The organism is Candidatus Pelagibacter sp. Uisw_127, assembly GCF_047722515.1.
Taxonomy (GTDB): Bacteria; Pseudomonadota; Alphaproteobacteria; order Pelagibacterales; family Pelagibacteraceae; genus Pelagibacter.
On record NZ_CP159815.1, the window covers coordinates 1,256,249 to 1,277,818 of the forward strand.

General features: G+C 28.9%; 27 protein-coding genes and 1 tRNA gene. 12 read left to right on the forward strand and 16 right to left on the reverse strand.

The annotated features are described in order from the left end of the window. Positions 1-8: 8 nt before the first annotated feature. Positions 9-83 (reverse strand) — tRNA-Gly (locus ABXT65_RS06845). Positions 84-179: 96 nt separating this feature from the next. On the opposite strand from ABXT65_RS06845, the gene ABXT65_RS06850 reads away from it, so the two are divergent. Further along, a complete protein-coding gene (locus tag ABXT65_RS06850; RefSeq protein WP_415323352.1) occupies positions 180-821 on the forward strand; it encodes an LON peptidase substrate-binding domain-containing protein in 642 nt (213 codons plus the stop codon). 3 nt (positions 822-824) lie between these two features. On the opposite strand, the gene ABXT65_RS06855 is transcribed toward ABXT65_RS06850, so the two are convergent. Next, positions 825-1,922 carry an FAD-dependent monooxygenase gene (locus tag ABXT65_RS06855; protein WP_415323354.1) on the reverse strand — a complete coding sequence of 366 codons (1,098 nt, stop codon included), beginning with the start codon at positions 1,920-1,922 and terminating at the stop codon, positions 825-827. 65 nt (positions 1,923-1,987) lie between these two features. Between ABXT65_RS06855 and ABXT65_RS06860 the strand changes: the two genes are divergently transcribed. Further along, positions 1,988-4,078, forward strand: a complete 2,091-nt coding sequence (locus ABXT65_RS06860; protein ID WP_415323356.1) for a DNA translocase FtsK 4TM domain-containing protein — start codon at positions 1,988-1,990, stop codon at positions 4,076-4,078. Next, positions 4,078-4,632, forward strand: a complete 555-nt coding sequence (locus ABXT65_RS06865; protein ID WP_415323358.1) for a LolA family protein — start codon at positions 4,078-4,080, stop codon at positions 4,630-4,632. The genes ABXT65_RS06860 and ABXT65_RS06865 overlap by 1 nt, the downstream gene beginning before the upstream one ends. Before the next feature lie 4 nt (positions 4,633-4,636). On the opposite strand, the gene ABXT65_RS06870 is transcribed toward ABXT65_RS06865, so the two are convergent. The 7 genes from ABXT65_RS06870 to hisB form a co-directional block, all read right to left on the reverse strand. Then, positions 4,637-5,140: a GNAT family N-acetyltransferase gene (locus tag ABXT65_RS06870; protein ID WP_415323360.1), complete on the reverse strand. Its 504-nt coding sequence runs from the start codon at positions 5,138-5,140 to the stop codon at positions 4,637-4,639. Continuing rightward, on the reverse strand, positions 5,137-5,502 hold the full coding sequence (locus tag ABXT65_RS06875; RefSeq protein ID WP_415323362.1) for an HIT domain-containing protein: 366 nt from the start codon (positions 5,500-5,502) through the stop codon (positions 5,137-5,139). Before ABXT65_RS06875 ends, ABXT65_RS06870 begins: the two co-directional genes overlap by 4 nt. After that, positions 5,502-5,807, reverse strand: a complete 306-nt coding sequence (hisE, locus tag ABXT65_RS06880) for a phosphoribosyl-ATP diphosphatase (protein WP_415323364.1) — start codon at positions 5,805-5,807, stop codon at positions 5,502-5,504. Before hisE ends, ABXT65_RS06875 begins: the two co-directional genes overlap by 1 nt. Before the next feature lie 2 nt (positions 5,808-5,809). Further along, positions 5,810-6,565 carry an imidazole glycerol phosphate synthase subunit HisF gene (hisF, locus tag ABXT65_RS06885; RefSeq protein WP_415323366.1) on the reverse strand — a complete coding sequence of 252 codons (756 nt, stop codon included), beginning with the start codon at positions 6,563-6,565 and terminating at the stop codon, positions 5,810-5,812. Continuing rightward, positions 6,558-7,277 carry a 1-(5-phosphoribosyl)-5-[(5-phosphoribosylamino)methylideneamino]imidazole-4-carboxamide isomerase gene (hisA, locus tag ABXT65_RS06890; protein ID WP_415323368.1) on the reverse strand — a complete coding sequence of 240 codons (720 nt, stop codon included), beginning with the start codon at positions 7,275-7,277 and terminating at the stop codon, positions 6,558-6,560. Before hisA ends, hisF begins: the two co-directional genes overlap by 8 nt. Before the next feature lie 108 nt (positions 7,278-7,385). Next, positions 7,386-8,012 (reverse strand): imidazole glycerol phosphate synthase subunit HisH, encoded by a 627-nt coding sequence (hisH, locus tag ABXT65_RS06895; RefSeq protein ID WP_415323370.1) that lies wholly within the window; start codon positions 8,010-8,012, stop codon positions 7,386-7,388. Positions 8,013-8,017: 5 nt separating this feature from the next. Then, positions 8,018-8,608, reverse strand: a complete 591-nt coding sequence (gene hisB, locus ABXT65_RS06900; protein ID WP_018413686.1) for an imidazoleglycerol-phosphate dehydratase HisB — start codon at positions 8,606-8,608, stop codon at positions 8,018-8,020. A gap of 91 nt (positions 8,609-8,699) precedes the next feature. On the opposite strand from hisB, the gene hslV reads away from it, so the two are divergent. Both hslV and hslU read left to right on the forward strand, forming a co-directional pair. After that, complete coding sequence (hslV, locus tag ABXT65_RS06905; RefSeq protein WP_415323372.1) at positions 8,700-9,215, forward strand: ATP-dependent protease subunit HslV; 516 nt, start codon at positions 8,700-8,702, stop codon at positions 9,213-9,215. Further along, on the forward strand, positions 9,215-10,582 hold the full coding sequence (gene hslU / locus ABXT65_RS06910) for an ATP-dependent protease ATPase subunit HslU (protein ID WP_415323374.1): 1,368 nt from the start codon (positions 9,215-9,217) through the stop codon (positions 10,580-10,582). Before hslV ends, hslU begins: the two co-directional genes overlap by 1 nt. 4 nt (positions 10,583-10,586) lie before the next feature. On the opposite strand, the gene ABXT65_RS06915 is transcribed toward hslU, so the two are convergent. Both ABXT65_RS06915 and ABXT65_RS06920 read right to left on the reverse strand, forming a co-directional pair. Beyond that, positions 10,587-11,123, reverse strand: a complete 537-nt coding sequence (locus tag ABXT65_RS06915; protein WP_415323376.1) for a Smr/MutS family protein — start codon at positions 11,121-11,123, stop codon at positions 10,587-10,589. Further along, entirely contained in the window at positions 11,124-11,723 is a 600-nt protein-coding gene (locus ABXT65_RS06920) for a Tim44/TimA family putative adaptor protein (RefSeq protein ID WP_415323378.1), read from the reverse strand. Positions 11,724-11,781: 58 nt separating this feature from the next. Between ABXT65_RS06920 and ABXT65_RS06925 the strand changes: the two genes are divergently transcribed. Then, positions 11,782-12,204 carry an FxsA family protein gene (locus tag ABXT65_RS06925; protein WP_415323379.1) on the forward strand — a complete coding sequence of 141 codons (423 nt, stop codon included), beginning with the start codon at positions 11,782-11,784 and terminating at the stop codon, positions 12,202-12,204. Then, a complete protein-coding gene (locus ABXT65_RS06930) occupies positions 12,188-12,610 on the forward strand; it encodes a protein-export chaperone SecB (RefSeq protein ID WP_415323381.1) in 423 nt (140 codons plus the stop codon). The genes ABXT65_RS06925 and ABXT65_RS06930 overlap by 17 nt, the downstream gene beginning before the upstream one ends. On the opposite strand, the gene dnaQ is transcribed toward ABXT65_RS06930, so the two are convergent. The 5 genes from dnaQ to ABXT65_RS06955 are packed head-to-tail and all read right to left on the reverse strand — an operon-like array spanning position 12,603 to position 16,040. After that, positions 12,603-13,274, reverse strand: a complete 672-nt coding sequence (dnaQ, locus tag ABXT65_RS06935) for a DNA polymerase III subunit epsilon (RefSeq protein WP_415323382.1) — start codon at positions 13,272-13,274, stop codon at positions 12,603-12,605. The two genes, ABXT65_RS06930 and dnaQ, sit on opposite strands and share 8 nt — an antisense overlap. Position 13,275: 1 nt before the next feature. Next, positions 13,276-13,845, reverse strand: a complete 570-nt coding sequence (gene coaE / locus ABXT65_RS06940) for a dephospho-CoA kinase (RefSeq protein WP_415323384.1) — start codon at positions 13,843-13,845, stop codon at positions 13,276-13,278. Then, a complete protein-coding gene (aroE, locus tag ABXT65_RS06945) occupies positions 13,842-14,639 on the reverse strand; it encodes a shikimate dehydrogenase (protein ID WP_415323385.1) in 798 nt (265 codons plus the stop codon). The genes coaE and aroE overlap by 4 nt, the downstream gene beginning before the upstream one ends. Further along, positions 14,636-15,223, reverse strand: a complete 588-nt coding sequence (locus ABXT65_RS06950; RefSeq protein ID WP_415324216.1) for a Maf family protein — start codon at positions 15,221-15,223, stop codon at positions 14,636-14,638. Before ABXT65_RS06950 ends, aroE begins: the two co-directional genes overlap by 4 nt. After that, positions 15,216-16,040, reverse strand: a complete 825-nt coding sequence (locus ABXT65_RS06955) for a pyruvate, water dikinase regulatory protein (protein ID WP_415323387.1) — start codon at positions 16,038-16,040, stop codon at positions 15,216-15,218. Before ABXT65_RS06955 ends, ABXT65_RS06950 begins: the two co-directional genes overlap by 8 nt. Positions 16,041-16,324: 284 nt before the next feature. On the opposite strand from ABXT65_RS06955, the gene hemE reads away from it, so the two are divergent. The 5 genes from hemE to mnmE all read left to right on the forward strand — a co-directional run bounded on the left by hemE (position 16,325) and on the right by mnmE (position 21,522). After that, on the forward strand, positions 16,325-17,326 hold the full coding sequence (gene hemE, locus ABXT65_RS06960) for a uroporphyrinogen decarboxylase (RefSeq protein ID WP_415323389.1): 1,002 nt from the start codon (positions 16,325-16,327) through the stop codon (positions 17,324-17,326). Beyond that, positions 17,327-18,361: a ferrochelatase gene (hemH, locus tag ABXT65_RS06965; RefSeq protein WP_415323391.1), complete on the forward strand. Its 1,035-nt coding sequence runs from the start codon at positions 17,327-17,329 to the stop codon at positions 18,359-18,361. It abuts the gene before it with no gap. Then, entirely contained in the window at positions 18,354-18,788 is a 435-nt protein-coding gene (gene hemJ, locus ABXT65_RS06970) for a protoporphyrinogen oxidase HemJ (protein WP_415323393.1), read from the forward strand. Before hemH ends, hemJ begins: the two co-directional genes overlap by 8 nt. A 68-nt stretch (positions 18,789-18,856) precedes the next feature. After that, complete coding sequence (rho, locus tag ABXT65_RS06975; RefSeq protein ID WP_415323395.1) at positions 18,857-20,125, forward strand: transcription termination factor Rho; 1,269 nt, start codon at positions 18,857-18,859, stop codon at positions 20,123-20,125. A 65-nt stretch (positions 20,126-20,190) separates the two neighbouring features. Continuing rightward, the gene (gene mnmE, locus ABXT65_RS06980) at positions 20,191-21,522 is read left to right on the forward strand and encodes a tRNA uridine-5-carboxymethylaminomethyl(34) synthesis GTPase MnmE (RefSeq protein WP_415323396.1); all 1,332 of its coding nucleotides are present in this window, start codon (positions 20,191-20,193) and stop codon (positions 21,520-21,522) included. The last annotated feature ends 48 nt before the right edge of the window (positions 21,523-21,570 follow it).

The following is a 21,570-nucleotide window of genomic DNA, read 5'->3' on the forward strand; positions in this document are numbered from 1 at the left end:
GAGTTTAATGGAGCGGGTCAAGGGAATCGAACCCTCTACCTAATCGTTGGCAACGATTCGCTCTACCAATGAGCTAGACCCGCTTATAAAAAGACTATAAATAGACGGTTTTTTCAATGCAAGCAATAATAAAGTTATTGAATGCTATATAGATTTTTAAAAACTTGATAAAAGAAGTAATGAAAAAACAAGATTTACCAAAAATTATACCTGTCTTTCCTCTAAGTAATTTTATTATTTTTCCTGATACAACTGTTCCACTAAACATATTTGAACCTAGATATGTTGAGATGATTGATGACAGTATGAAAAAAAATAAATTAATAGGCTTGATTCAACCCAAAAATAATACCGTCAATTCTGTTATAGATCTTCATGAAACAGGGTGTTTGGGGAAAATTGTAAATTTTAAAGATTCATCTAGTGGTGCATATTTAATTGAACTTAGTGGCTTAACACGATTTAAGATAACTAAAGAGATTAAAAATAATAAATTGTACCGTGAGTGTGAAGTTTCTTTTGAAGATTATCAAGATGATTTAAGTCTACAAAAAGAAGAATTGAAATTTTCAGATCTTGAATTAATTTTTAAAGACTTAAAATCATTATTTGAAAAAAAAGGATACATAATTAATTGGAAATCTTTAGAAAAACAAAATTTGAACGAAACTATCAATGCACTAGCTATGGCCTCTCCTTTTTCATTAGAGGAAAAACAAATTTTATTAGAAAGTAAAAATCTAGAAAACAGAAAGAATAAAATTGCTGAAATATTAAGCACCTATAACTATGATAACTTTGATAATACAACAGTGCAATAATATCTAAAAATTTAACCCTCTATCTGCAAGCTTAATCAGATAGCCTGATAAGTTCTTATTTTTTCCAACAATTTTTAAAAATTTATTAAAACTTTTACTTCTTATTTTTTTATCAAAATTAAAGACTTCATAAATAAAATCTACGCTACTCGAAAAGATAAAATTTTTATTTTTAGTTTCTTTTTCAAATTCGTTTAAAATTGATGAATCTAGTTGCATACCAAGGTCAATTTTGTTTTGAATAATTTCAGATAAAATTTTAATGTCTCTAATAGTCATATTAAAACCCTGACCTGCAAGTGGATGTATCCTGTGAAGCAAATCTCCAAATGCTAAAATATTTTTGTGGTAATAGTTTCTTAAATTGGATGAGCTTAACTTAAAACGATTTAATTTAAGCATTTTTTGTATTTGGTATTTTGGATTATTTTTACTTATTAGATCTAGAACTTCACTATCATTATATTTTTTTTTTTTAGTGTCTAATGAACACACTATAGACGTTTCACTATCTGAAATTGGCAAAAATGCAATTGGACCACTTTTTGTGAAAATCTGAGTAGCAATATTATTTTCTATTTTTTTATGTTTTAAAATTGTTGTGTACGCAAGATTATCATAATCTTTATCAATCGTTTTCATAAAAAATTTCTTTGTTAAAAAATTACTTGAATCACAGTTAATTATTAAATCATATTTATTTTTTTTTATTGAGTTTGAATAAAAAGAATTTTCATTGATTAAAGTTTTTTTAAAAAGTTTATTTTTAGATATTTCACTTATTAATGATTTGTATAGGTCATCATTTTTTACCATGTAAAATAGGTTGTCCTCATCATTTTCAAATTTAAATAAGTTTTCTTTCTCGAGTTTTTCTGAAAAGATTTCTATTTTTTTAATTCCCCAAAGACTCTTCTTGGGAATTTTATGAATTTCTTTTCTAAAAAATTCTAAGTTATTTTTTGATATCCCTATTGTCCTACTTGATGATAAATTTTTAATTTTACTTTTATGATAAAAGTGAATATTAATTTTTTTATTTATAAGATTTTTGGCTAAAGATAGACCAGTAAGACCATCTCCTATAATACAGATATTCATAATAATTTTTAATTTTAACAATAAAATTTAGATGATACAAAGTGATTAATTAGATTCATTAATTTATGAAATTAAAAATATTAGCTAACAATGCATTAAGTTTTGGCGTAAATAGAGTTATTGAAATTGTTGGTGTGGCTATTGTGGTAACTAGTATCTTGTTGCTTGCTTCTTTAATTACTTTTTCGCCTGACGATCCAAACTTTATTTTTCCTGATAGCATAAAAATTAAAAATATTCTGGGGTTTCGTGGGAGTTTTACTGCGGATATTTTTTTTCAGTCTTTTGGAGTGATAGCTCTATTAATCCCTTTTAGCCTTATAACGTCTGGTGTAAATATTATTTTAAGTAAGAAAATTTTCTTAATAATAGAAAGTTTTTTTTATACTGTTTTTTATTCTTTAGTTGGTTCCTTATTTTTTTCTTTTTTTTATCCGATAGCTTTTAAACTTTATATTAATGGCAATGGTGGATTCATTGGGAAATATCTAGAAACCACTTTTTTAAATTCTATAATTAATATTAATTCCCAAATTTCTTATTATATTTTTGCCTTATTAATTTTGATTTTGTTTTTAGCCAGTATTCAATTCAAAATTAATTTTTTTTATAAAATTATTAAAAAATTATTTAAGTTTTTATTTTCTAAAAAAGAAAAAAATTATACAAATGAAAATGAGGTTATTAATGAATTTATACCACAAGAAGAAATCAAAAGTTTAATTCAAGAAGATTTACCCTTTATAAAAAGTGAAAATAAAAATGATAATAAAAAGATTAGATTTAAATTACCTTCTATTGATTTATTAAAAATTCCAACCCACAAAGATAAGGGTAAAATAAGAGATGAAGATTATATTGATAGTGAATTTTTAGAAAAAATTCTTTTAGATTTTGGTGTTAGTGGTCACATAAAAAAAGTTAGTCATGGACCTGTAGTAACTTTAAACGAATTTGAACCAGCCGCTGGTGTTAAAGTATCTAAAATTATTAATCTTTCTGATGATATTGCCAGAAATACAAGTTCTGAATCCGCTAGAATAGCTACGATCCCTGGAAGAAGCACAATCGGTATTGAATTACCTAACTCAACTCGTGAGAATGTTTACCTTAGTGAAATTCTTTCAAATACTGATTTTGCAAAAAAAGATATCCGACTGCCGATAGCTCTGGGTAAAAATATTTCTGGAATTCCTGTGGTTGGAGATTTAGCCTCTATGCCTCATTTATTAATTGCTGGAACTACTGGATCAGGTAAGTCAGTTTGTATCAATACTATTATTCTTTCTCTTCTTTACAGGCATACACCTGATAGATGTAAGTTTATTTTAATCGACCCTAAAATGTTAGAACTTTCAACTTATGAAGGCATTCCTCATTTACTTTGTCCTGTTATTACAGAGGCTAAAAAGGCTGCCTCTGTATTAGGCTGGGTTGTTAAAGAAATGGAAAATCGATACAGACTTATGACTAAAGAAGGTGTTCGTAACATAGATGGGTATAATGCAAAGCATGCTTTGGCTATGCCTTATATAGTTGTTGTAGTTGATGAAATGTCTGACCTGATGTTAGTCGCTGGAAAAGAAATAGAAAACTATATTCAAAAACTTTCTCAAATGGCAAGAGCTGCTGGTATTCATATTATAATGGCCACCCAAAGACCTAGTGTTGATGTTATTACGGGAACTATCAAAGCAAACTTTCCTACTAGGATATCCTTTCAGGTAACCTCCAAGATAGACAGTAGAACAATTTTAGGGGAGCAAGGTGCAGAACAGTTATTAGGTAAAGGTGATATGCTTTACATGTCCTCTGCTAATCGAATAGTTAGAATTCATGCCCCTTTTGTTTCGGACATCGAAATTGACAAAGTTAATAACTATTTAAGAAGTCAAGCAGAGCCAAACTATATAGATGAGATATTAAGCTTTGCGAATGAAAAAGAAATTGGTGAAAACTCATCTGGTTCTAGTGACAAAGATGAGCTATATCAAGCCGCATTAGACATTATTAGATCTGAGGGGAAGGCCTCGACTTCCTTTTTACAAAGAAAATTGCAGATAGGCTATAATAGAGCCGCAAGAATTATTGATATGATGGAGGCTGATGGAATTGTAAGCAAAGCAAATCATGTTGGCAAAAGAGATGTTCTATAATGTTTAGAGTTTTAATAATATTTTTTATATTAAATTTTTATAATCCTGTTTTTTCTTCCACCAAAGAAAAGATAATTTCTCAAATGCAGCTTACCAATAATCTAAGTTTTAATTTTATTCAAACCATTGATAATAAAAATGAAAATGGAAAATGTATTATAGAATATCCTAAAAAAATTTGGTGCGAATACGATAATTCTAATAAAAAGATTATTGTTTCTAATGGAAAATCTTTAGTAATAAAAACTGCAAACAAAGGTAGCTACTATCGATATCCACTTAATAAAACTCCTCTAGTGTTCTTATTAGATAAAAAATATTTAATATCAAAAATGAATATTTTAATACCTCGGGAAATAGATAATAAATATTTAAATTTTACATTTTTTGAAAATAATATCGAAATTAACACATTTTTTGATAAAAAAAATTTATCTTTAATTGGATGGCAAACTGAAGATATATATCAAAACTTAGCCATTACATTCATTTCATCTGTTAAAATAAATCAAAAAATAGATAATAAAATTTTTATTTTACCAACAATTGATTAAATATTTATCTAATTAAAGTTTCAGATTTAAAAATTTTCATACCTCTTGATTGATAATTGAGTAAGGCATTCTTATGGTCCAAAGAACAAGTATGAGCCCACACTCTTGCACAACCTAAATTAAATGAAAATTTAATTGCCTCACTTAGTGTATATCCACCTAGTTTTCTTCCAAAATATTCTTCTAGAATACCAAAATAAGCAATTTCAACTTCTTTTATATCTTTGTTAAATAATAGTTCAAAATAGCCTGCTATTTCATCTTTATTTTTAAGTATGTAAGTAAAAAGTTTTGCATCAGAAACATACTTAGTCCAATCTAAGTCTGTCCAAACAAGTCTATCAACCCATTGGCAATTTTTACCTATATTCTTATAAAAAAATTTATTTAACTGAAAATCTTTTGGATCATTTAATTCTATAGAATAGTCTTCTGATGGTTTTTTAACTTCTTTAAAATCTTTAAAAGATTTTAGTTCTAAATAATTTCTAAAGATTTTTTCTTTCACTCAACCATTTTTCCGATTTTTTCACCTCCAAATAAATGAAAGTGTAAATGTGCAACCTCTTGACCTCCGTGCTCATCCAGATTAGTAAGGGCCCTATAACCCTTTCCTGTATCGGTTGATATGCCTAGAATTTTTGAAACTTCTGTAATTGCTTTGCTTAATGCAACTATTTCTTGATCTGAAGCTCTATTATTAAAATCATCTAAATCAATGTACTCACCTTTTGGAATAATTAATGCGTGTATTTTTTTTTGAGGATTAATATCATGAAAAGAAAGAACATAATCATTTTCAAATATTTTTTTACAAGGAATTTCTTTTCTCAAAATTTTTGCAAAAATATTATTTTTGTCGTAGTTCATTATCTATTGTTTTTTTCTTCAATGCCTGATTGTTTTTTCCTATCTTCCAACTCTTTTAAGACGTCTTCAAACTTAATATCAGCTGCCTCAAGTGTAACCAATATATGATAAATTGTATCTGCTGCTTCATGAACTATATTAGATTTATCTTTTAGGGCTTCTTTAAGTTCATCAAATTCTTCTTCCATTTTATCTATACATTTAGACAGGCCGCCTGATAATAATGATGAAGTATAAGATTTATTTTCATCCTTATTTTTTCTTTCTCTAATTGTATTTACTAAATTTAATAGACTTTCTGACATGTCTAAATCCTAACGGGAATTCCTTTTGAATTCAAATATTGTTTGGCTTCATTGATGGAGTGTGTTCCATAATGAAAAATTGAAGCTGCTAGTACAGCGCTAGCATTGCCAAGCCTTATACCATCAACTAGGTGATCCAAGTTACCCACTCCACCTGAAGCAATTATGGGTATGTTAACTGTTGAAGATATTTTTAACATTAGGTCATTATCATAACCAATTTGAGTGCCATCTCTATCCATAGATGTAACTAGTAATTCTCCTGCTCCATTATCTTCCATTTTTTTCGCAAATTCTACTGCATCTATATTTGTGTTATTTCTCCCACCGTGGGTAAAAACCTCCCATTTATTCCCATTTTTTTTAGCATCTATTGCAACAACAATACATTGTGATCCAAATTTTTTTGAACTTTCAATTATCATTTCAGGATTTTGAACTGCTGCAGTATTGATTGAAACTTTATCTGCTCCACAATTTAATAATTTATTAATATCTTCAACTCCCCTAACCCCACCACCAACCGTTAAGGGTACAAAACATTTTTTAGATGTTCTTTCAACCACATCATAAATTGTGTCTCTATTTTCATTGGAAGCAGTAATATCTAAAAAACAAATTTCATCAGCGCCACCATCACTGTAAATTTTAGCTTGCTCAACTGGATCGCCAGCATCTTTTAAATCTACAAAATTAATTCCCTTAACAACTCTGCCATTTTTAACATCAAGACATGGGATAATTCTATTTTTAAGCATCTAATTCTCTCACTAATTCGTCTAATTTAATATCACCATCATATATAGCTTTACCAACTATTATTCCTTCAATATTTTTTAAACCTTTTGCTTTTTTAATGTCATCAATTGAAGACACTCCTCCTGAAATAATTACTGGGCAATTAGATACATTTGCAACATTATTTGTTTCTTCGAAATTAGGACTTTGTTTGGTGCCATCTCTATCTATGTCTGTATAGATTAATCTGCTAGCACCATAATCATTTACTTCTTTTAAAAAATCTAAAGTCAATTGATTAGAGTTTTCCTTCCACCCTGAAACTGACAAGTATCCATCTTTAGCATCTAGACCTAAGGCAATTTTATTTGGAAATTTCTGACATGCTTCTTTTAAAAAACTTTTATCTTTTATAGCTGCACTTCCTAAAATAACTTTTTCAACTCCTGCATCTATATATTCTTTAATACTATCAATACTTCTAACGCCTCCACCTACTTCAATTTTTAAATCAAATTTATGAACTATTTCTTTAATAATATCCAGGTTAACAGTCTCACCGGTCAAGGCACCATCTAAATCGACAATGTGTAAGTTTTTAAAACCATGATCTTTATATCTACCAGCTTGATCAACAGGTGATGTTTCATATTCAGTTTTATTATTAAAGTCACCTTTAATTAATCTTACACATTTCTTATCTTTAATATCTATTGCAGGAAAAATTTTCATTTTTTTTTATTTTTTTTTAATAAAATTTTGTAGATACCATCTAGTCTTATAGCTATAGCCAATAAAATACCAAAAATTCCCAATAATAACCAACTTTCAAAATCCATCTTACAAATTTATAAAGTTTTTTATTATTTGTAATCCAATTTTATCACTCTTTTCAGGGTGAAATTGTGTTCCAAAGATATTTTCTTTTTCAACAGAACAAACAATATTTGATGAATATTCTGTTGTTGCTGAAATTACATTTTTATCTTCTGGAATAAATTCATAGCTGTGAACAAAATACATATGTGATTTATTTTCTATATCTTTAAAAATCTTGCTTTCTTTAATAATACTAATTTCATTCCAACCAATGTGTGGAAGTTTGAATTTATTATTTTGATTATTAATCTTTAGAACTTTTCCTGAAATCCAACCAAGTCCTTTTGTTTCAGTTTCTTCATAACCAAGATCTGCAAACATCTGTAAACCAACACAAATTCCTAGAAGAGGTTTTTTATTGGTTATTGCAAACTCATTGAGTGTCTCTACCAGGCCATTTATACCATTTAATGCATCGACGCAGCTCTTAAACGATCCCTGCCCAGGTAAAACTACCTTGTCACTTGATCTAATCTTATTTAAATCTGAAGTTACTTCGATATTAACTTTATCTTTAGCAACTTCTTTGAAGGAGTTTATTACAGAGCTGATATTTCCTGAATTATAATCAACAATTGTGACATTCATTAAACTTATAATGAGCCTTTAGTTGATGGAATACTCTTCTTATTTCTAGGGTCTATTTCTAAAGCTGTTCTTAATGACCTTGCTAGAGCTTTATAACAAGACTCGATGATATGATGGCTGTTGTCTCCATAAATATTTTCCATGTGTAGTGTTATTCCTGCTGACTGAGAAAATGCTTGAAACCATTCTTTAAAAAGCTCAGTATCCATTTCTCCAAGTCTTTCCACTTTTAATTTAACTTTCCATATTAAATAAGGTCTATTTGAAACATCAATTGCAACTCTTGTTAATGTTTCATCCATTGGAATCATCGCATGAGCGTATCTTTTAATTCCTTTAAAATCTTTCAGTGCTTTTTTTAAAGCTTCACCTATAGCAATTCCAGTATCTTCTGTTGTATGATGAAGATCTATATGAGTATCTCCTTTTGCTTTTACTTTTAAATCAATCAGTGAATGCTTTGATAATTGTTCAAGCATATGATCTAAAAAACCTATTCCAGTATCAATTTTATATTGACCTTTACCATCAATATTAACCTCAACACTAATGCTGGTTTCTTTTGTTTTTCTAGAAACTTTTCCAATTCTGCTCATAATATATAATATGTATATAGGGATTAATTAACTATATCAATATTTGCAATCTACTACTTGAAGAATAAAAATTAATATCCATTTATAATCTATGACTACAATAGTACTTATTAGAAAAAACAATGAAGTAGTGGTTGCAGGAGATGGCCAAGTTAGCATGGGCAATACAGTTATAAAAAGTACTGCTGCAAAAGTTAGAAAAATTGAAAAAAGAAATGTGATTGCTGGGTTTGCTGGATCTACTGCAGATGCTTTAACTCTATTTGAGAGGCTTGAAGCAAAACTTGAAAAACACGCTGGGAACCTTCCCAGAGCGGCTGTTGAGTTAGCAAAGGATTGGCGAACTGATAAATATTTAAGAAGATTAGAAGCTTTGATGGCTATTGGTGATAAAGAAAATAGTTTTATAATTTCCGGCACAGGTGATGTTTTGGAGCCTGAGGGTGATGCCATAGGTATAGGCTCTGGTGGAAATTATGCTTTAGCTGCTGCTAAAGTTTTATTAGATACAGATTTAAGTGCAGAAGAGGTTGCAAGAAAAGCTATTAAAGTTGCATCAGAAATTTGTGTATTCACTAATGATAATATTAAAATTGAAAAAATTTAATGAAAGATTCAAACGTTACACCTTTTCCAAAAGAAAAAAATGAAAACAAAGATAGCTTTTTGGTTAGTTCCTTATCGCCTAGAGAAATAGTTTCTGAACTAGATAGATATGTGGTCGGTCAAAATAAAGCTAAAAAGGCAGTTGCTATTGCTTTAAGAAATAGATGGAGAAGACAGGCTTTAAAAGGTGAAATGAAAAATGAAGTTTTACCTAAAAATATCTTAATGATCGGACCAACAGGTGTTGGTAAAACAGAAATTTCTAGAAGACTATCTAAATTAGCAGAAGCACCTTTCGTAAAAGTCGAAGCAACAAGATTTACAGAGGTTGGATATGTTGGGAGAGATGTTGAGCAAATTATAAGAGATCTACTTGAAATTGCAATTGCAATGGAAAAGGTAAAGAAAAGAAAAGAAGTTCATGCAAAGGCTCAAAAATTAGCAGAGGAAAAAGTTTTGGATGCTGTGGTTGGAAATAAAGCAAGTCTTGCTACAAGAGAAAGTTTTAGAAAAAGATTAAGAGATGGTGATTTAGACGATAATGAAATTGAAATCGCAATAAATGACAGTAGTTCTCAAGCTTCTTTTGAAATTCCCGGAATGCCTGGAGCTAACATTGGAATGATAAATATTGGTGAGATGATTGGAAAATCTGTTGGAAATAAACAGAAGAAAAAAAAAATGACCGTCAAAGAATCTCATGAAATTTTAATTAACGATGAGGCTGATAAGTTAATAGAAGAAGATAAAATTATAAAATCAGCAAAAGACTCTACAGAAAATAATGGAATAGTTTTTTTGGATGAAATAGATAAAATTTCAGGAAGAACTGACAGATCTGGAGGAGATGTTTCTAGAGAAGGAGTACAAAGAGATCTACTTCCTTTAATTGAAGGAACAACTGTGAGCACAAAGTATGGTACGATTAAAACTGACCATATCTTATTTATTGCATCAGGAGCATTTCAGCTTGCAAAACCTTCAGACTTACTTCCTGAGCTACAAGGTAGGCTTCCAATTAGAGTTGAGCTTGAAGCTTTAACTAGTGACGACTTTAAAAAGATTCTTAAGGAGCCAGATTATAGTTTAATCAAACAGTATGTAGCTCTCTTAAAAACTGAAAATGTAGAATTAGAATTTTCAGAAGATGGAATAGATGCTATCGCAACTATGGCCTCAGAAGTTAACAATACCGTAGAAAATATTGGTGCAAGAAGATTGCACACTATCATTGAAAGAATTTTAGATGATATCAGTTTTACAGCAACAGATAGAGCTGGTGAAAAAATTATAATTAATTCTGAGTACGTTAAACTAAATCTAGATGAGCTTGTTAAGGATACAGATTTATCTAAATTTATCCTCTAATAATTTATTTTATCTTAAATTTATTTTTAAGATAAATGTAGAAAGCGCCACTTCCGCCATCTCCAATCTTCGCATCAGTAATTTCTATAATCATTTTTGTTAAACTTAAGTTTGATTCAATAAATTCAGGGACTGAATATTTTAGTATACTTAGGTCTTTTGAAAGATAGGGGTTTTCAACGTTTTTAGACCTAAGACCTTTACCTGTAATCACTATTATTTTGGTAACATCTTCATCAAAACATTTTTGAATAAACTTTTCTACAACTTTGTTTGCTTCTTCAATTGTATGGCCATGAAGATCTATCTTTTTAATTTTTTCGTGTCTTACTTTTTTTTTACCAACAAAATCTTTATTGGGTATTTTTTCTTTATTTTTTATAAAATTTTCCCAGTCTTGCTTATCTTTGTCTGAAACTTTTATAATTATTCTATCACTTAAATTATTATTTTTAACTGTATCCGTGTAAGTAGTTTTTTTTTTATTCTTTAGGAAGTTTTCCCAGTCTTCTTTGTCTTTGTCTGAAATTTTCTTAATCAATTATGTAATAGTATCAATTAATAACCAGTTAGGATTAACAGATTTTATATCTTTTGAAAAAACCCATGTATCATAAACTGTTTTAATTTTTTCGTTGTCCCCTGAAATTACTTTTTTATCTTTATCTTTTATACAGGTTATAATTTCACTAACAAAATCTACTGTGACTTCCAGGTTTTCTTCTATTTTTTTGTGGGTATTAACTGTGGCTGACTTGATCCCTATAAACGTTATCTCAGCAAAATGGCCTTTGTTTTCTCTATCTGAAAGAGCTTCTTTGAATTGATCATGGATTTTTTTACTCAAGAGAGGTTTGCTAGCTATTAACTTGTTATCACTATCACTAAAATCAGTAATAATTGTTTCGTAAGCAATTCTTGCACCTTTTAAAAAGTCTTTTTGTGCCTCTTCATCAAAATTTTTATTGATTGGTTTTGGATCTAGATTTGTTTTAATTTTTTGAAATTCTTCTTCAAATTGTGTTGACATTTTCCCTTCGAAACCAGTTTTTTTGCCAAGGATTCCTCGCAGACGAAGAAAAATGAAACCAGCAATCATAGCCAAAAGAATAATATCGATGTATTCAAAACTGTAACTCATAAACTAATAATATTTACTATGTTGCTTAATTACAACTAGCAATTTAGAATAAAGACAAATGAACACATTTTTATTATTACTCATTGCTGTCCCGATTGTTGAAATTTACCTATTTATCAAAATGGGTTCTCAAATTGGTGCCTTTAACACTATTTTGCTTATTTTTATTACTGCTTTTTTTGGTGTCATTTACGCACGATATGAAGGTTTTAACACTTTAAAAGCTGGAATGTCTCAAGTTATTAAAAATGAACTTCCTGTTTATGAGATTGTCTCAGGTGCAGCTTTAGCTTTTGCGGCATTACTTTTGATTTTACCAGGATTTGCAACTGACTTTTTAGGTTTATTAATTATATTTCCTCCAACAAGAAAATTGATTTTTAAAAAAGTTTCAACTAAACAAAAGACAAATAATAAAAAACAAGATTTTATTAATGGTGAATTTGAAGATATAGAAGATGAAAATGACAGAAAACTTTAAAATAATTGGTAGCTTTATAAAGGACATGTCGAGCGAAACTCCCGACGCTCAAACATTTATATTTGTTAGAGACAAAATTTCTAAATATCAATTAAAAATTGATATAAATTCGAAGGCAGTAAAACATGGAATTATAGAAGTCAATACAGTTTTAAAATTTTCTGACCAACCAGAAATTTTAAAAAAATCTCATTTTGAAATAGTTTATACATCCATCGTTAAAGTTGATGAAAAAATTTCTGATAAAAAAGAAATGGAAAAAATTATTCTTTGTGATGTACCAAACAAAATTTATCCAAACTTGGAAAGGATATTTTTGAATTTATTAACTGACTCTGGTTATCCTGGAATAAAGTTTGAAAAAAAAATTGATTTTAGTGAATTATATAAACAAAGGTCTAATTAAAGAAATTTTTCTTTAAACTGTTTTTTAAATACTCCTTGTGGAGCTTTAGTTCTTCTTCTGTGGGCCTTATAACTTTTTTAAAATATTGATTTTTACTATTTGAGTTTATTATTGTTTTTTCATTATCCTCATTTTTAAAATTTAAAGTAGGCTCTTTTTGATCCAAGAGATTAATATAAACTTTAGCCAATAAATCACAGTCAATAAGAGCAGTGTGTTGCGTTCGTTTCGAACTATCTACTCTATATCTTTTACATAAAGCGTCCAGACTTGTGGGCGATCCGGGAAATTTATCTCTAGCAAGTACAAGGGTGTCTACGACGTTTTCATTGCTCAATTTTTTCTTACCCATCAAAGCTAATTCGTTATTTAAATGAGATAAGTCAAACTCAGCATTGTGAATCACCAATCTTTTATTTTCTATAAACTTTAGAAACTCATCCATCACTTCTGAAAACTTTTTTTGGGTCGATAAAAATTCGTCCGTATAACCATGAACCTCAAGTGCTTTTTCAGAAACCTTTCTTTCAGGATTAAGATAACAATGAAACTTATTTTGAGTAGGAATTAAATCATTTAACTCAATGCATCCGATTTCTACAATTCTATGACCCTCACTAATTGATAGGCCTGTTGTTTCTGTGTCTAGTATAACTTCTTTCATTTTATAAAATTTTTTTAAGGATTTTTTTTATATTTATCTTAGCAGACTTGTTTGTAAAATTATTTTTAATAATATAATGAGACTTTTTCTTTTTATAGCTCACTGACAACTGTATTTTTTTAAATTTATTTAATAAATCTAAACTTAAATTATTTCTTTTTTTAAGTCTTTTTATGACTTCTGTTTTTTTTGATTGAATAAAGATTATAATATCTCCCTTTTGATTTAATCTATTTTCTAATAAAAGAGGAATATCTAAAATAACAGCTTCCTCTTTTTTATTATTTTTTAAGAAAATATTAAGTTTTTTCCTAATTTCAGGATGAACTATCTTTGTAATTTTTTTTAAGTTTTTTTCATTATCAACTATCGCTTTTATAATTTCTTCTTTTTTTATTGGAAACGATGAAAAATATTCTGGTATTTTTTTTTTTAAGTCTTTAAAGCATTGTTTGTTTGTCTTGTAAATTTTAGCAACCTCTAAATCTGCATTAAAAATTGGATAATTAAAAAGCTTTGATATATGGCTTTTCCCTGAGCCTATGTCACCCACAATAGCTATTCTAATCATGCATCTAATAAGTTAACTGTTTGATCGTCTACTAAGGGTAGAATATTGTGCCAAATGAAAAAGGCTTTTTGTGCTTGATAAATAAACATCATTTTACCATTTTCAGTTTGTGCTCCAAATTCTTTTGCTTTTTTTAAAAAATTTGTTTCTTTGGGGTTATAAATTACATCATAAAAAAACTTGTTCGGACTAGTGTTTTTATAATCAATATTTATTTCATCTTTTTCATTTAAGCCAATGCTTGTTGCATTAATAATTATGTCAAAACTTGTGACCTTGCCCCATTTTATTATTTCTATTTCTGGAAAAAGTTTTTTTATCTCTAAAGCTTTTAGCTCTGTCCGGTTACTTAAACAAATTCTTGAAATTTTCATTTTTTTTAAAGCAACAATAATTGATGGAACAACTCCACCAGCACCAAGAATAAATGCTTTTTTATTTTTAATAACCTGTTTTGTGCTCTCTAAGGCAATTTTAAAGCCTTCAATATCTGTATTATCTCCAATAATTTTATCTTTATCTTTATAAATAGTATTTACTGATTGAGAGTTTTTTGCTTCATCACTTAATATATCTAAAAATGGAATAACCATTTTTTTAAATGGAACTGTCACATTTAATCCATGAATTTTTTCTTCTCTGACACTTGAAATTAATTTTTTTATTTCTCCATGTTCTAAAAGTTTTTTATCGTACGATGCTTTTAAATTATTTTTTTTTATCCAATAATTATGTAGCTTTGGGGATAGAGAGTGTTCTATCGGATTTCCTATAACTAAAAATTTTTTGCTCATTCCAATCTATTTAAATATTCTTTTATTTGTTTAACTGGGAGCCCCATAATAGTGTCCTCGTCTCCCTCAATTTTAGAAAATAAATTTCTTCCCTCTCCTTCAATTTGGTAAACATTATAAGCGTAAAGTGCTTCATCTGAGATTTTTCTTAAATAAGTTTCAAGCTCTAAAAAGCTCATGTTTTTCATTGTTAATGATGCTTTATCTGTATAATTCCATATCATCGACCCTCCTCTAGAAATACAAACAGAACTAACTAGTTGATGGGTTTTTCCATTTAAATTTTTGAGTATTTTAAGAGCTTCCGTTCTATTGTTTGGTTTTGATATTATCTCTCCCTCTAGGTCTATCACGCTATCTGCACCCAAAACTATCTCGTCAATAAATCTTAGACTTATTTTGTTTGCTTTTAACTCAGCTAAATTTTTAGATATAATTGTTGGCGTTGACTTTTCTTTTAATAAACTTTCTTTGATACTATCTTCATCTACATTTGATGGTTCAATTCTGCACGTGATTTTATTATCTTCTAAAATTTTTTTTCTTACACCACTTTTAGAGGCAAGTATTATTTCACTAACCATTGTTTTTATATATTTCATGTATTTTAATTATTGATGCAGCTGTTTCTTCAACTGATTTTCTTGTAACATCGATTGTTGGCCATTTATATTTAGCGAATGTTCTTTTTGCATCCTCAACTTCTTTTTTAATATTTTGAATATCAGTATAACTAGTATTTTCTTGTTCTTTAAGGGTCATCATTCTATTTTTTCTTATATCAACCAATCTCTCTGCTTCCGTTGTTAGTCCAACAACGCATGCCATTTTAGGATTTTTTTTTAGGCTTTCAGGTATTGAGTGCTCATTAACCAGTGGAATGTTTGATGTTTTAAAACCTTTGTTTGCTAAATAAATTGAAGTTGGTGTTTTACTTGTTCTGCTAACACCAAGCAATATTAAATCTGACTTGTCTAATTCTTCAACTAAATTTCCATCATCGTGGTTCATTGTAAATTGAATGGCTTCGATTCTTTTATAATATTCTTCGTTAAGCGCATGCTGCCCGCTTGGAACGTGTGATGCTTTTTGATTTAAGAGTTTAGAAAAATTAAGTATTAAATTTCCCAAAACGCTGAAGCAAGGAATTTTTTTTTCATCGCTTTCATTGGCTAAAAATTTTGCAAGATTATTATCAACTATCGTATATAAAATTATTGCATTTTCTTTTTGTTTGGCCTCAGCTAATATTTTAACAACTTGATTTTCTGTTCGCGTAAAAAAATATGACTTAACATCATATTTAATATTTTTAAACTGAGCTTTAATTGCAAGAAATACTCTATCTAAAGTTTCACCCGTAGAGTCAGAAATAAGGTATATTTGATATGTACTACTCATGAATAAAATGTTGATAATTCAGTATTATTTTTATCATTTTTTGAAATAATCATGTTTTTTATTTTCGACTGTAAAACCTAACTTTTATAAACATTAATAAACATGTTAAGTACTAATATACACTTTATCTAATAATATTGAATAAAGACTCAGTTTAAACAATATAGTTTACTTCTATAAATTATTAATTGTTAATAAATCATGTATAAAATGTGTAAAACAATTAATTACCGTTATTCACATACTATATAACTAATACTATAATTAAATATTTACTTATTATTATGACACCCATTCAAGAAACCATAATAAACAAAAAGACAACTAATTCTCCAATATGGTTAATGAGACAAGCAGGAAGGTATCTACCGGAGTTTAGAGAAATTAGAAAATTAAATCCAGACTTTATCAATTTATGTTTAAATGAAAATTTATCATCTGAGATTACCCTACAACCTTTAAAAAGATTTGAATTAGATGCTGCAATAATTTTTTCAGATATTTTAATGTTACCGTACGGATTAAACCAGAAAGTAGAATTTAAAAAAGACTTTGGTCCACAACTCGGTCCATTAAATTTAGATCAAATGTCTAAAGTAGATGAAATTGATTTTATAGAAAAATTATACCCAGTTTATAAATCAATAAAAAAAGTAAGTGAAAATAATTTAATTAAAAACAAAAATGTAATAGGATTTGTTGGAGCACCATGGACGTTATTGGTTTACATGATTAATAAGCATTCACCAAAAAAAGAATTAATAAAAGATTTTTTTAAGGACGAATTTTTAATAAATAGGATTTTAATAATTTTAGAAAAATTTTTAAAATTACACATTGATCAACAAATAAAAAATGGTGCGACAGTGATACAAATTTTTGATAGCTGGGCTGGATTGTTAGAAGAAAAAGATTTACCAAACTATGTTTATATTCCAACATTAAATTTAGTTGATTACGTAAAATCATTAAACGTACCAGTGATCTGTTTTCCAAGAGGAGTAAAAGATTATAAAAATTATTGTGATATTGTTAAGCCTGATGCTGTCAATATTGACTATGATGTAAATCCCGTTTCTATATGTAAAGAAATTAATATACCCGTTCAAGGAGGACTTGATCCAAAAGTATTATTAACAGATAAAGAAAATTTGAAAAAAGAGGTAAGAAGATACCTAGATGTGTTCAAAGATCATCCATATATCTTTAATTTGGGTCATGGCGTATTGCCTCAAACTGACCCTAACATGGTGGATTATTTAGTGAAGATGGTAAAAGATTATTAAATGAAAAAAGCAATTATTTTATTTAATCTTGGGGGTCCAGATAAATTAGAAAATGTTGAGCCCTTTTTATTTAATTTATTTAATGACCCAGCAATTTTAAATCTACCAACTTTTTTAAGATATCCATTAGCAAAGTTAATCTCTAATAGGAGAGCACCTGTTGCTAAAAAAATTTATGCAGAACTAGGTGGCTCATCACCCATATTAAAATTAACCAGAGAACAATCTGATGCTCTAGAAATAAAACTAAATCAAACGCAAGAGGAAGACGAATACAAATGCTTCATCATAATGAGATGCTGGAATCCAAGAGCCAAAGATGTGATTAAAGATGTTCAATTATATGGCCCAGACGAAGTTGTCTTAATGCCCCTGTATCCCCAATACTCCGCCGCAACATCAGGGTCTTCAATTAAAGAATGGAAAGACGTTTGTAGAAAAAATAACTATCATGTTAAAACAAGCACAGTATGCTGTTACCCAACAGACCAAAATTTTATTAACGCTCATACAAAAGAGATAATAAAAAAAATTAAAGATCTTAAAAACTTTAAATTAATATTTTCTGCACACGGCCTACCAGAAAAAAATATTAAAAAAGGGGACCCTTATCAGTGGCAAGTAGAACAATCGGTTAAAAAGATAGTTGAGAATTTAAATGATGAGAAACTTGATTGGATACTGAGTTATCAAAGTCGAGTTGGTCCACTAAAATGGATAGGACCATCTACAGAAACTATAATCATTGAAAATTCCAAGATTGGCAAGCATATCGTCTTAGTCCCTATAGCATTCGTTTCTGAACACTCAGAAACTCTCGTTGAGCTTGATATAGAATATAAAGAAATAGCAGATGCTAATGGATGTAAAAATTATACAAGAGTTCCAGCACTTGGAATTAATGAGGATTTTATTAAAGCAATGTCAGAATTAATAATTAAGAAAAACGAATATAAAATTAATGAGAATCTTTATCCACCAAAGATACAGTGTCCACCTAATTTTAAAAAATGTCCCTGTTTAAATTATGAATAGTTATTTATTATTTAAGAGCCTACATTTAATAGCGGTAATCTCATGGATGGCAGGACTTTTATATTTACCTAGAATTTTCGTATACCACGTAGAAAATTTAAAAGATAAAAACACTTCTTCAGTATTTAAAATAATGGAAAGAAAATTATATTTTTACATCATGACACCAGCAATGACTTTAACTTGGGTGTTCGGATTAATTTTAATTTCTTCTTTAGGCTTCGAAGTTCTTTCTACAGCTTGGATTAAACTAAAATTGTTGTTAGTGATTTTATTAACCTTATATCATTTCTATTTATCCAAACTTCTTAGTGATTTTAATTTTGATCAAAATACTAAATCTTCTAAATTTTTTAGAATAATCAATGAAGTACCAACAATATTGCTTATTTTGATTGTTTTTATTGTTGTTTTTAAGCCCATCTAAGCTTGTAATAGTTTAAAGAGTATATATATTTATCTCATCTTACAAAAATTTTAACCCCCCCCCTACTCATGAACATACAAGAACTTAAATTAAAATCGTCTGAACAATTAATTACGCAAGCAGAAGAGCTTGGTATTGAAAATGCTAGCACACTTAGAAAACAAGAAATTTTATTTGCTATATTAAAAAAGGTTGCAGAAAAAGAAGAGATAACTGGAGCGGGAGTTTTACAATTATTACAAGATGGATTTGGTTTCTTAAGAGCTATGGAATCAAATTATTTAGCTGGACCAGATGATATTTATGTTAGCCCAAGTCAGATAAGAAAATTTGGTTTAAGAACAGGAGACACAGTCGAGGGTCCTGTAAGAGCACCCAAAGAAGGAGAAAGATATTTTGCATTACTACAAGTAGAAAAAATAAATTTTGAAGAACCAGAAAAAGCTCGTCACAAAATTGCGTTTGATAATTTAACTCCACTCTACCCAAATAAACAAATGGTGATGGAAATTGAGACAACCAAGATTGAAAAAAAACCAGATTTAACTCCAAGATTAATTGACCTTGTAAGTCCAATTGGAAAAGGTCAAAGATCAATAATCATCTCACCCCCTAAAGCTGGTAAGACAATGATTTTACAAAGTATTGCAAACTCAATTGCTAAAAACTATCCAGAAAGTTACTTGATGGTTTTGTTGATTGACGAGAGACCTGAAGAAGTAACGGATATGAAAAGAACAGTTAAGGGTGAAGTTATTAGTTCTACTTTTGATGAGCCCGCTTCAAGACATGTGGCTGTAGCTGAAATGGTAATTGAAAAAGCTAAAAGACTAACTGAACATAAAAAAGATGTGGTAATTTTATTAGATTCAATCACAAGATTGGGTAGAGCATATAATGCAGTAATTCCAAGTTCTGGAAAAGTATTAACAGGTGGGGTTGACGCGAATGCACTTCAAAGACCAAAAAGATTTTTTGGTGCCGCTAGAAATATTGAAGAAGGTGGATCTTTAACAATCATCTCAACAGCTTTGATTGATACTGGATCAAGAATGGATGAGGTAATTTTCGAAGAATTCAAAGGTACCGGAAATAGTGAAACAGTTCTGGATAGAAAAATTGCTGAAAGAAGAATTTATCCAGCAATCGATATAACTAAATCTGGAACAAGAAGAGAAGAATTACTTTTTGATAAAGACGACCTTTCAAAAATGAATGTGCTAAGAAGAATTATTAGTCCAATGGGAACAATGGATGCTATTGAATTTATTAATTCAAAACTTAAAGAAACAAAAAGTAATGCAGATTTCTTTAGCTCAATGAATAAACCAGCTTAATAAAAATCCCCTACCAATTAATTTAAAGTTTTACAGATCTATAAAATAGAAGCTATAATATTGTTATGACAATTTATGCTCTATCGACTGGTCCAGGAATTTCTGGAATAGCCATTGTTAGAGTTTCTGGAGAAGACTCTAAAAAAGTTATAAAATTATTAACCAATGAGGCACTTCCAGAACCAAGAGTTGCTACACTAAGAAAAATCAATAAAATCAATACTTCTGAGCTTATTGATGAGGGTATAATATTGTGGTTTCCTGGCCCTGAGAGCTACACAGGTGAAGATATGGTTGAATTTCATATACATGGTAGCAAAGCAGTAATTGACGCCCTACACCACTCCATTTCAAAGGTTGAAAATTGTCGTCTAGCTGAAGCAGGTGAATTTACAAAACTTGCATTTCAAAATGGAAAAATAAATTTGTTGAAAGCAGAAAGTATTGCAGATTTAATTTCGGCAGAAACTGAAATTCAAAGACAACAAGCAATAAAAATAATGAACGGAAAGTCAGCTGATAAATTTAATAGCTTAAGAGAAAAACTTTTAAAAATTTTATCACACGTCGAAGCAAAGATAGATTTTCCAGACGAGGATTTACCAGAAGATATTTTCAAGAATATAAAAAAAATTTCTAATGAAGTAATTTTAAATATAAAAAAAATTTTAGATGATCAAAAAGTTGGTGAAAGAATTAGGGAAGGTTTTAAGATTGCAATCATAGGACCAACCAATGCTGGAAAATCTAGTTTACTAAATCACCTTTCAAATCGTGATGCAGCAATCGTTTCAGAAATAGCCGGAACAACAAGAGACGTAATTGAGACGCACTTAAACATTGATGGCTATCCAGTGGTAGTTTCCGATACTGCAGGAATTAGAGATTCTAAAAATGAAATAGAAAAAAAAGGAATAAAATTAGCCCTTGATAAGGCAGAAAATGCAGACCTAAAGTTGATTGTTATAGATGCTAAAAGTATCGATTTTAAAGGAGTTTTGAAGGAATTGATGGATGAAAATGCAATACTTGTGATTAATAAATCTGATCTTCTAAAAGTAGATTTAAATTCTGAAATAAAAAATTATGAACATGTCTTAATTTCAGTAAAAAATAATCTCAACTTAGAAGATTTAATTTTAAAAATTAAAAACAAATTAAAAAATAAATTTATCACAAGTGATGATATTTTAATTACGCGTGAAAGGCACAGGCAACATCTTGAGCAAAGTTTAAATTATTTAAAAAACTTTGAAGAAAAAAATGAAGCTGAAGATTTTGATAAAGCTGCTGAAGATCTTCGTTTAGCAACTCGACATTTAGGAATGATTGTTGGAAAAGTGGACGTTGAGGAGATATTAGGTAGTATTTTCAATGATTTTTGCATTGGTAAATAGTCATCATTTTAAAGGATTTTTTAGCTTATTTTCATCATTTTTGTTGAT

What these genes read in the sequence shown, in the direction of transcription:
- ABXT65_RS06875 (WP_415323362.1), bottom strand. Translation starts at nt 5,502, where the DNA reads ATGAACTACGACAAAAATAATATTTTTGCAAAAATTTTGAGAAAAGAA.
- hisB (WP_018413686.1), bottom strand. Translation starts at nt 8,608, where the DNA reads ATGAGCAGAATTGGAAAAGTTTCTAGAAAAACAAAAGAAACCAGCATT.
- hslU (WP_415323374.1), top strand. Translation starts at nt 9,215, where the DNA reads ATGAAAGATTCAAACGTTACACCTTTTCCAAAAGAAAAAAATGAAAAC.
- ABXT65_RS06920 (WP_415323378.1), bottom strand. Translation starts at nt 11,723, where the DNA reads ATGAGTTACAGTTTTGAATACATCGATATTATTCTTTTGGCTATGATT.
- hemE (WP_415323389.1), top strand. Translation starts at nt 16,325, where the DNA reads ATGACACCCATTCAAGAAACCATAATAAACAAAAAGACAACTAATTCT.
- aroE (WP_415323385.1), bottom strand. Translation starts at nt 14,639, where the DNA reads ATGAGCAAAAAATTTTTAGTTATAGGAAATCCGATAGAACACTCTCTA.
- coaE (WP_415323384.1), bottom strand. Translation starts at nt 13,845, where the DNA reads ATGATTAGAATAGCTATTGTGGGTGACATAGGCTCAGGGAAAAGCCAT.
- rho (WP_415323395.1), top strand. Translation starts at nt 18,857, where the DNA reads ATGAACATACAAGAACTTAAATTAAAATCGTCTGAACAATTAATTACG.
- ABXT65_RS06930 (WP_415323381.1), top strand. Translation starts at nt 12,188, where the DNA reads ATGACAGAAAACTTTAAAATAATTGGTAGCTTTATAAAGGACATGTCG.
- hemJ (WP_415323393.1), top strand. Translation starts at nt 18,354, where the DNA reads ATGAATAGTTATTTATTATTTAAGAGCCTACATTTAATAGCGGTAATC.
- ABXT65_RS06950 (WP_415324216.1), bottom strand. Translation starts at nt 15,223, where the DNA reads ATGGTTAGTGAAATAATACTTGCCTCTAAAAGTGGTGTAAGAAAAAAA.
- ABXT65_RS06925 (WP_415323379.1), top strand. Translation starts at nt 11,782, where the DNA reads ATGAACACATTTTTATTATTACTCATTGCTGTCCCGATTGTTGAAATT.
- hslV (WP_415323372.1), top strand. Translation starts at nt 8,700, where the DNA reads ATGACTACAATAGTACTTATTAGAAAAAACAATGAAGTAGTGGTTGCA.
- ABXT65_RS06865 (WP_415323358.1), top strand. Translation starts at nt 4,078, where the DNA reads ATGTTTAGAGTTTTAATAATATTTTTTATATTAAATTTTTATAATCCT.
- hisH (WP_415323370.1), bottom strand. Translation starts at nt 8,012, where the DNA reads ATGAATGTCACAATTGTTGATTATAATTCAGGAAATATCAGCTCTGTA.
- hemH (WP_415323391.1), top strand. Translation starts at nt 17,327, where the DNA reads ATGAAAAAAGCAATTATTTTATTTAATCTTGGGGGTCCAGATAAATTA.
- mnmE (WP_415323396.1), top strand. Translation starts at nt 20,191, where the DNA reads ATGACAATTTATGCTCTATCGACTGGTCCAGGAATTTCTGGAATAGCC.
- ABXT65_RS06955 (WP_415323387.1), bottom strand. Translation starts at nt 16,040, where the DNA reads ATGAGTAGTACATATCAAATATACCTTATTTCTGACTCTACGGGTGAA.
- ABXT65_RS06855 (WP_415323354.1), bottom strand. Translation starts at nt 1,922, where the DNA reads ATGAATATCTGTATTATAGGAGATGGTCTTACTGGTCTATCTTTAGCC.
- ABXT65_RS06860 (WP_415323356.1), top strand. Translation starts at nt 1,988, where the DNA reads ATGAAATTAAAAATATTAGCTAACAATGCATTAAGTTTTGGCGTAAAT.
- dnaQ (WP_415323382.1), bottom strand. Translation starts at nt 13,274, where the DNA reads ATGAAAGAAGTTATACTAGACACAGAAACAACAGGCCTATCAATTAGT.
- hisF (WP_415323366.1), bottom strand. Translation starts at nt 6,565, where the DNA reads ATGCTTAAAAATAGAATTATCCCATGTCTTGATGTTAAAAATGGCAGA.
- hisA (WP_415323368.1), bottom strand. Translation starts at nt 7,277, where the DNA reads ATGAAAATTTTTCCTGCAATAGATATTAAAGATAAGAAATGTGTAAGA.
- ABXT65_RS06850 (WP_415323352.1), top strand. Translation starts at nt 180, where the DNA reads ATGAAAAAACAAGATTTACCAAAAATTATACCTGTCTTTCCTCTAAGT.
- hisE (WP_415323364.1), bottom strand. Translation starts at nt 5,807, where the DNA reads ATGTCAGAAAGTCTATTAAATTTAGTAAATACAATTAGAGAAAGAAAA.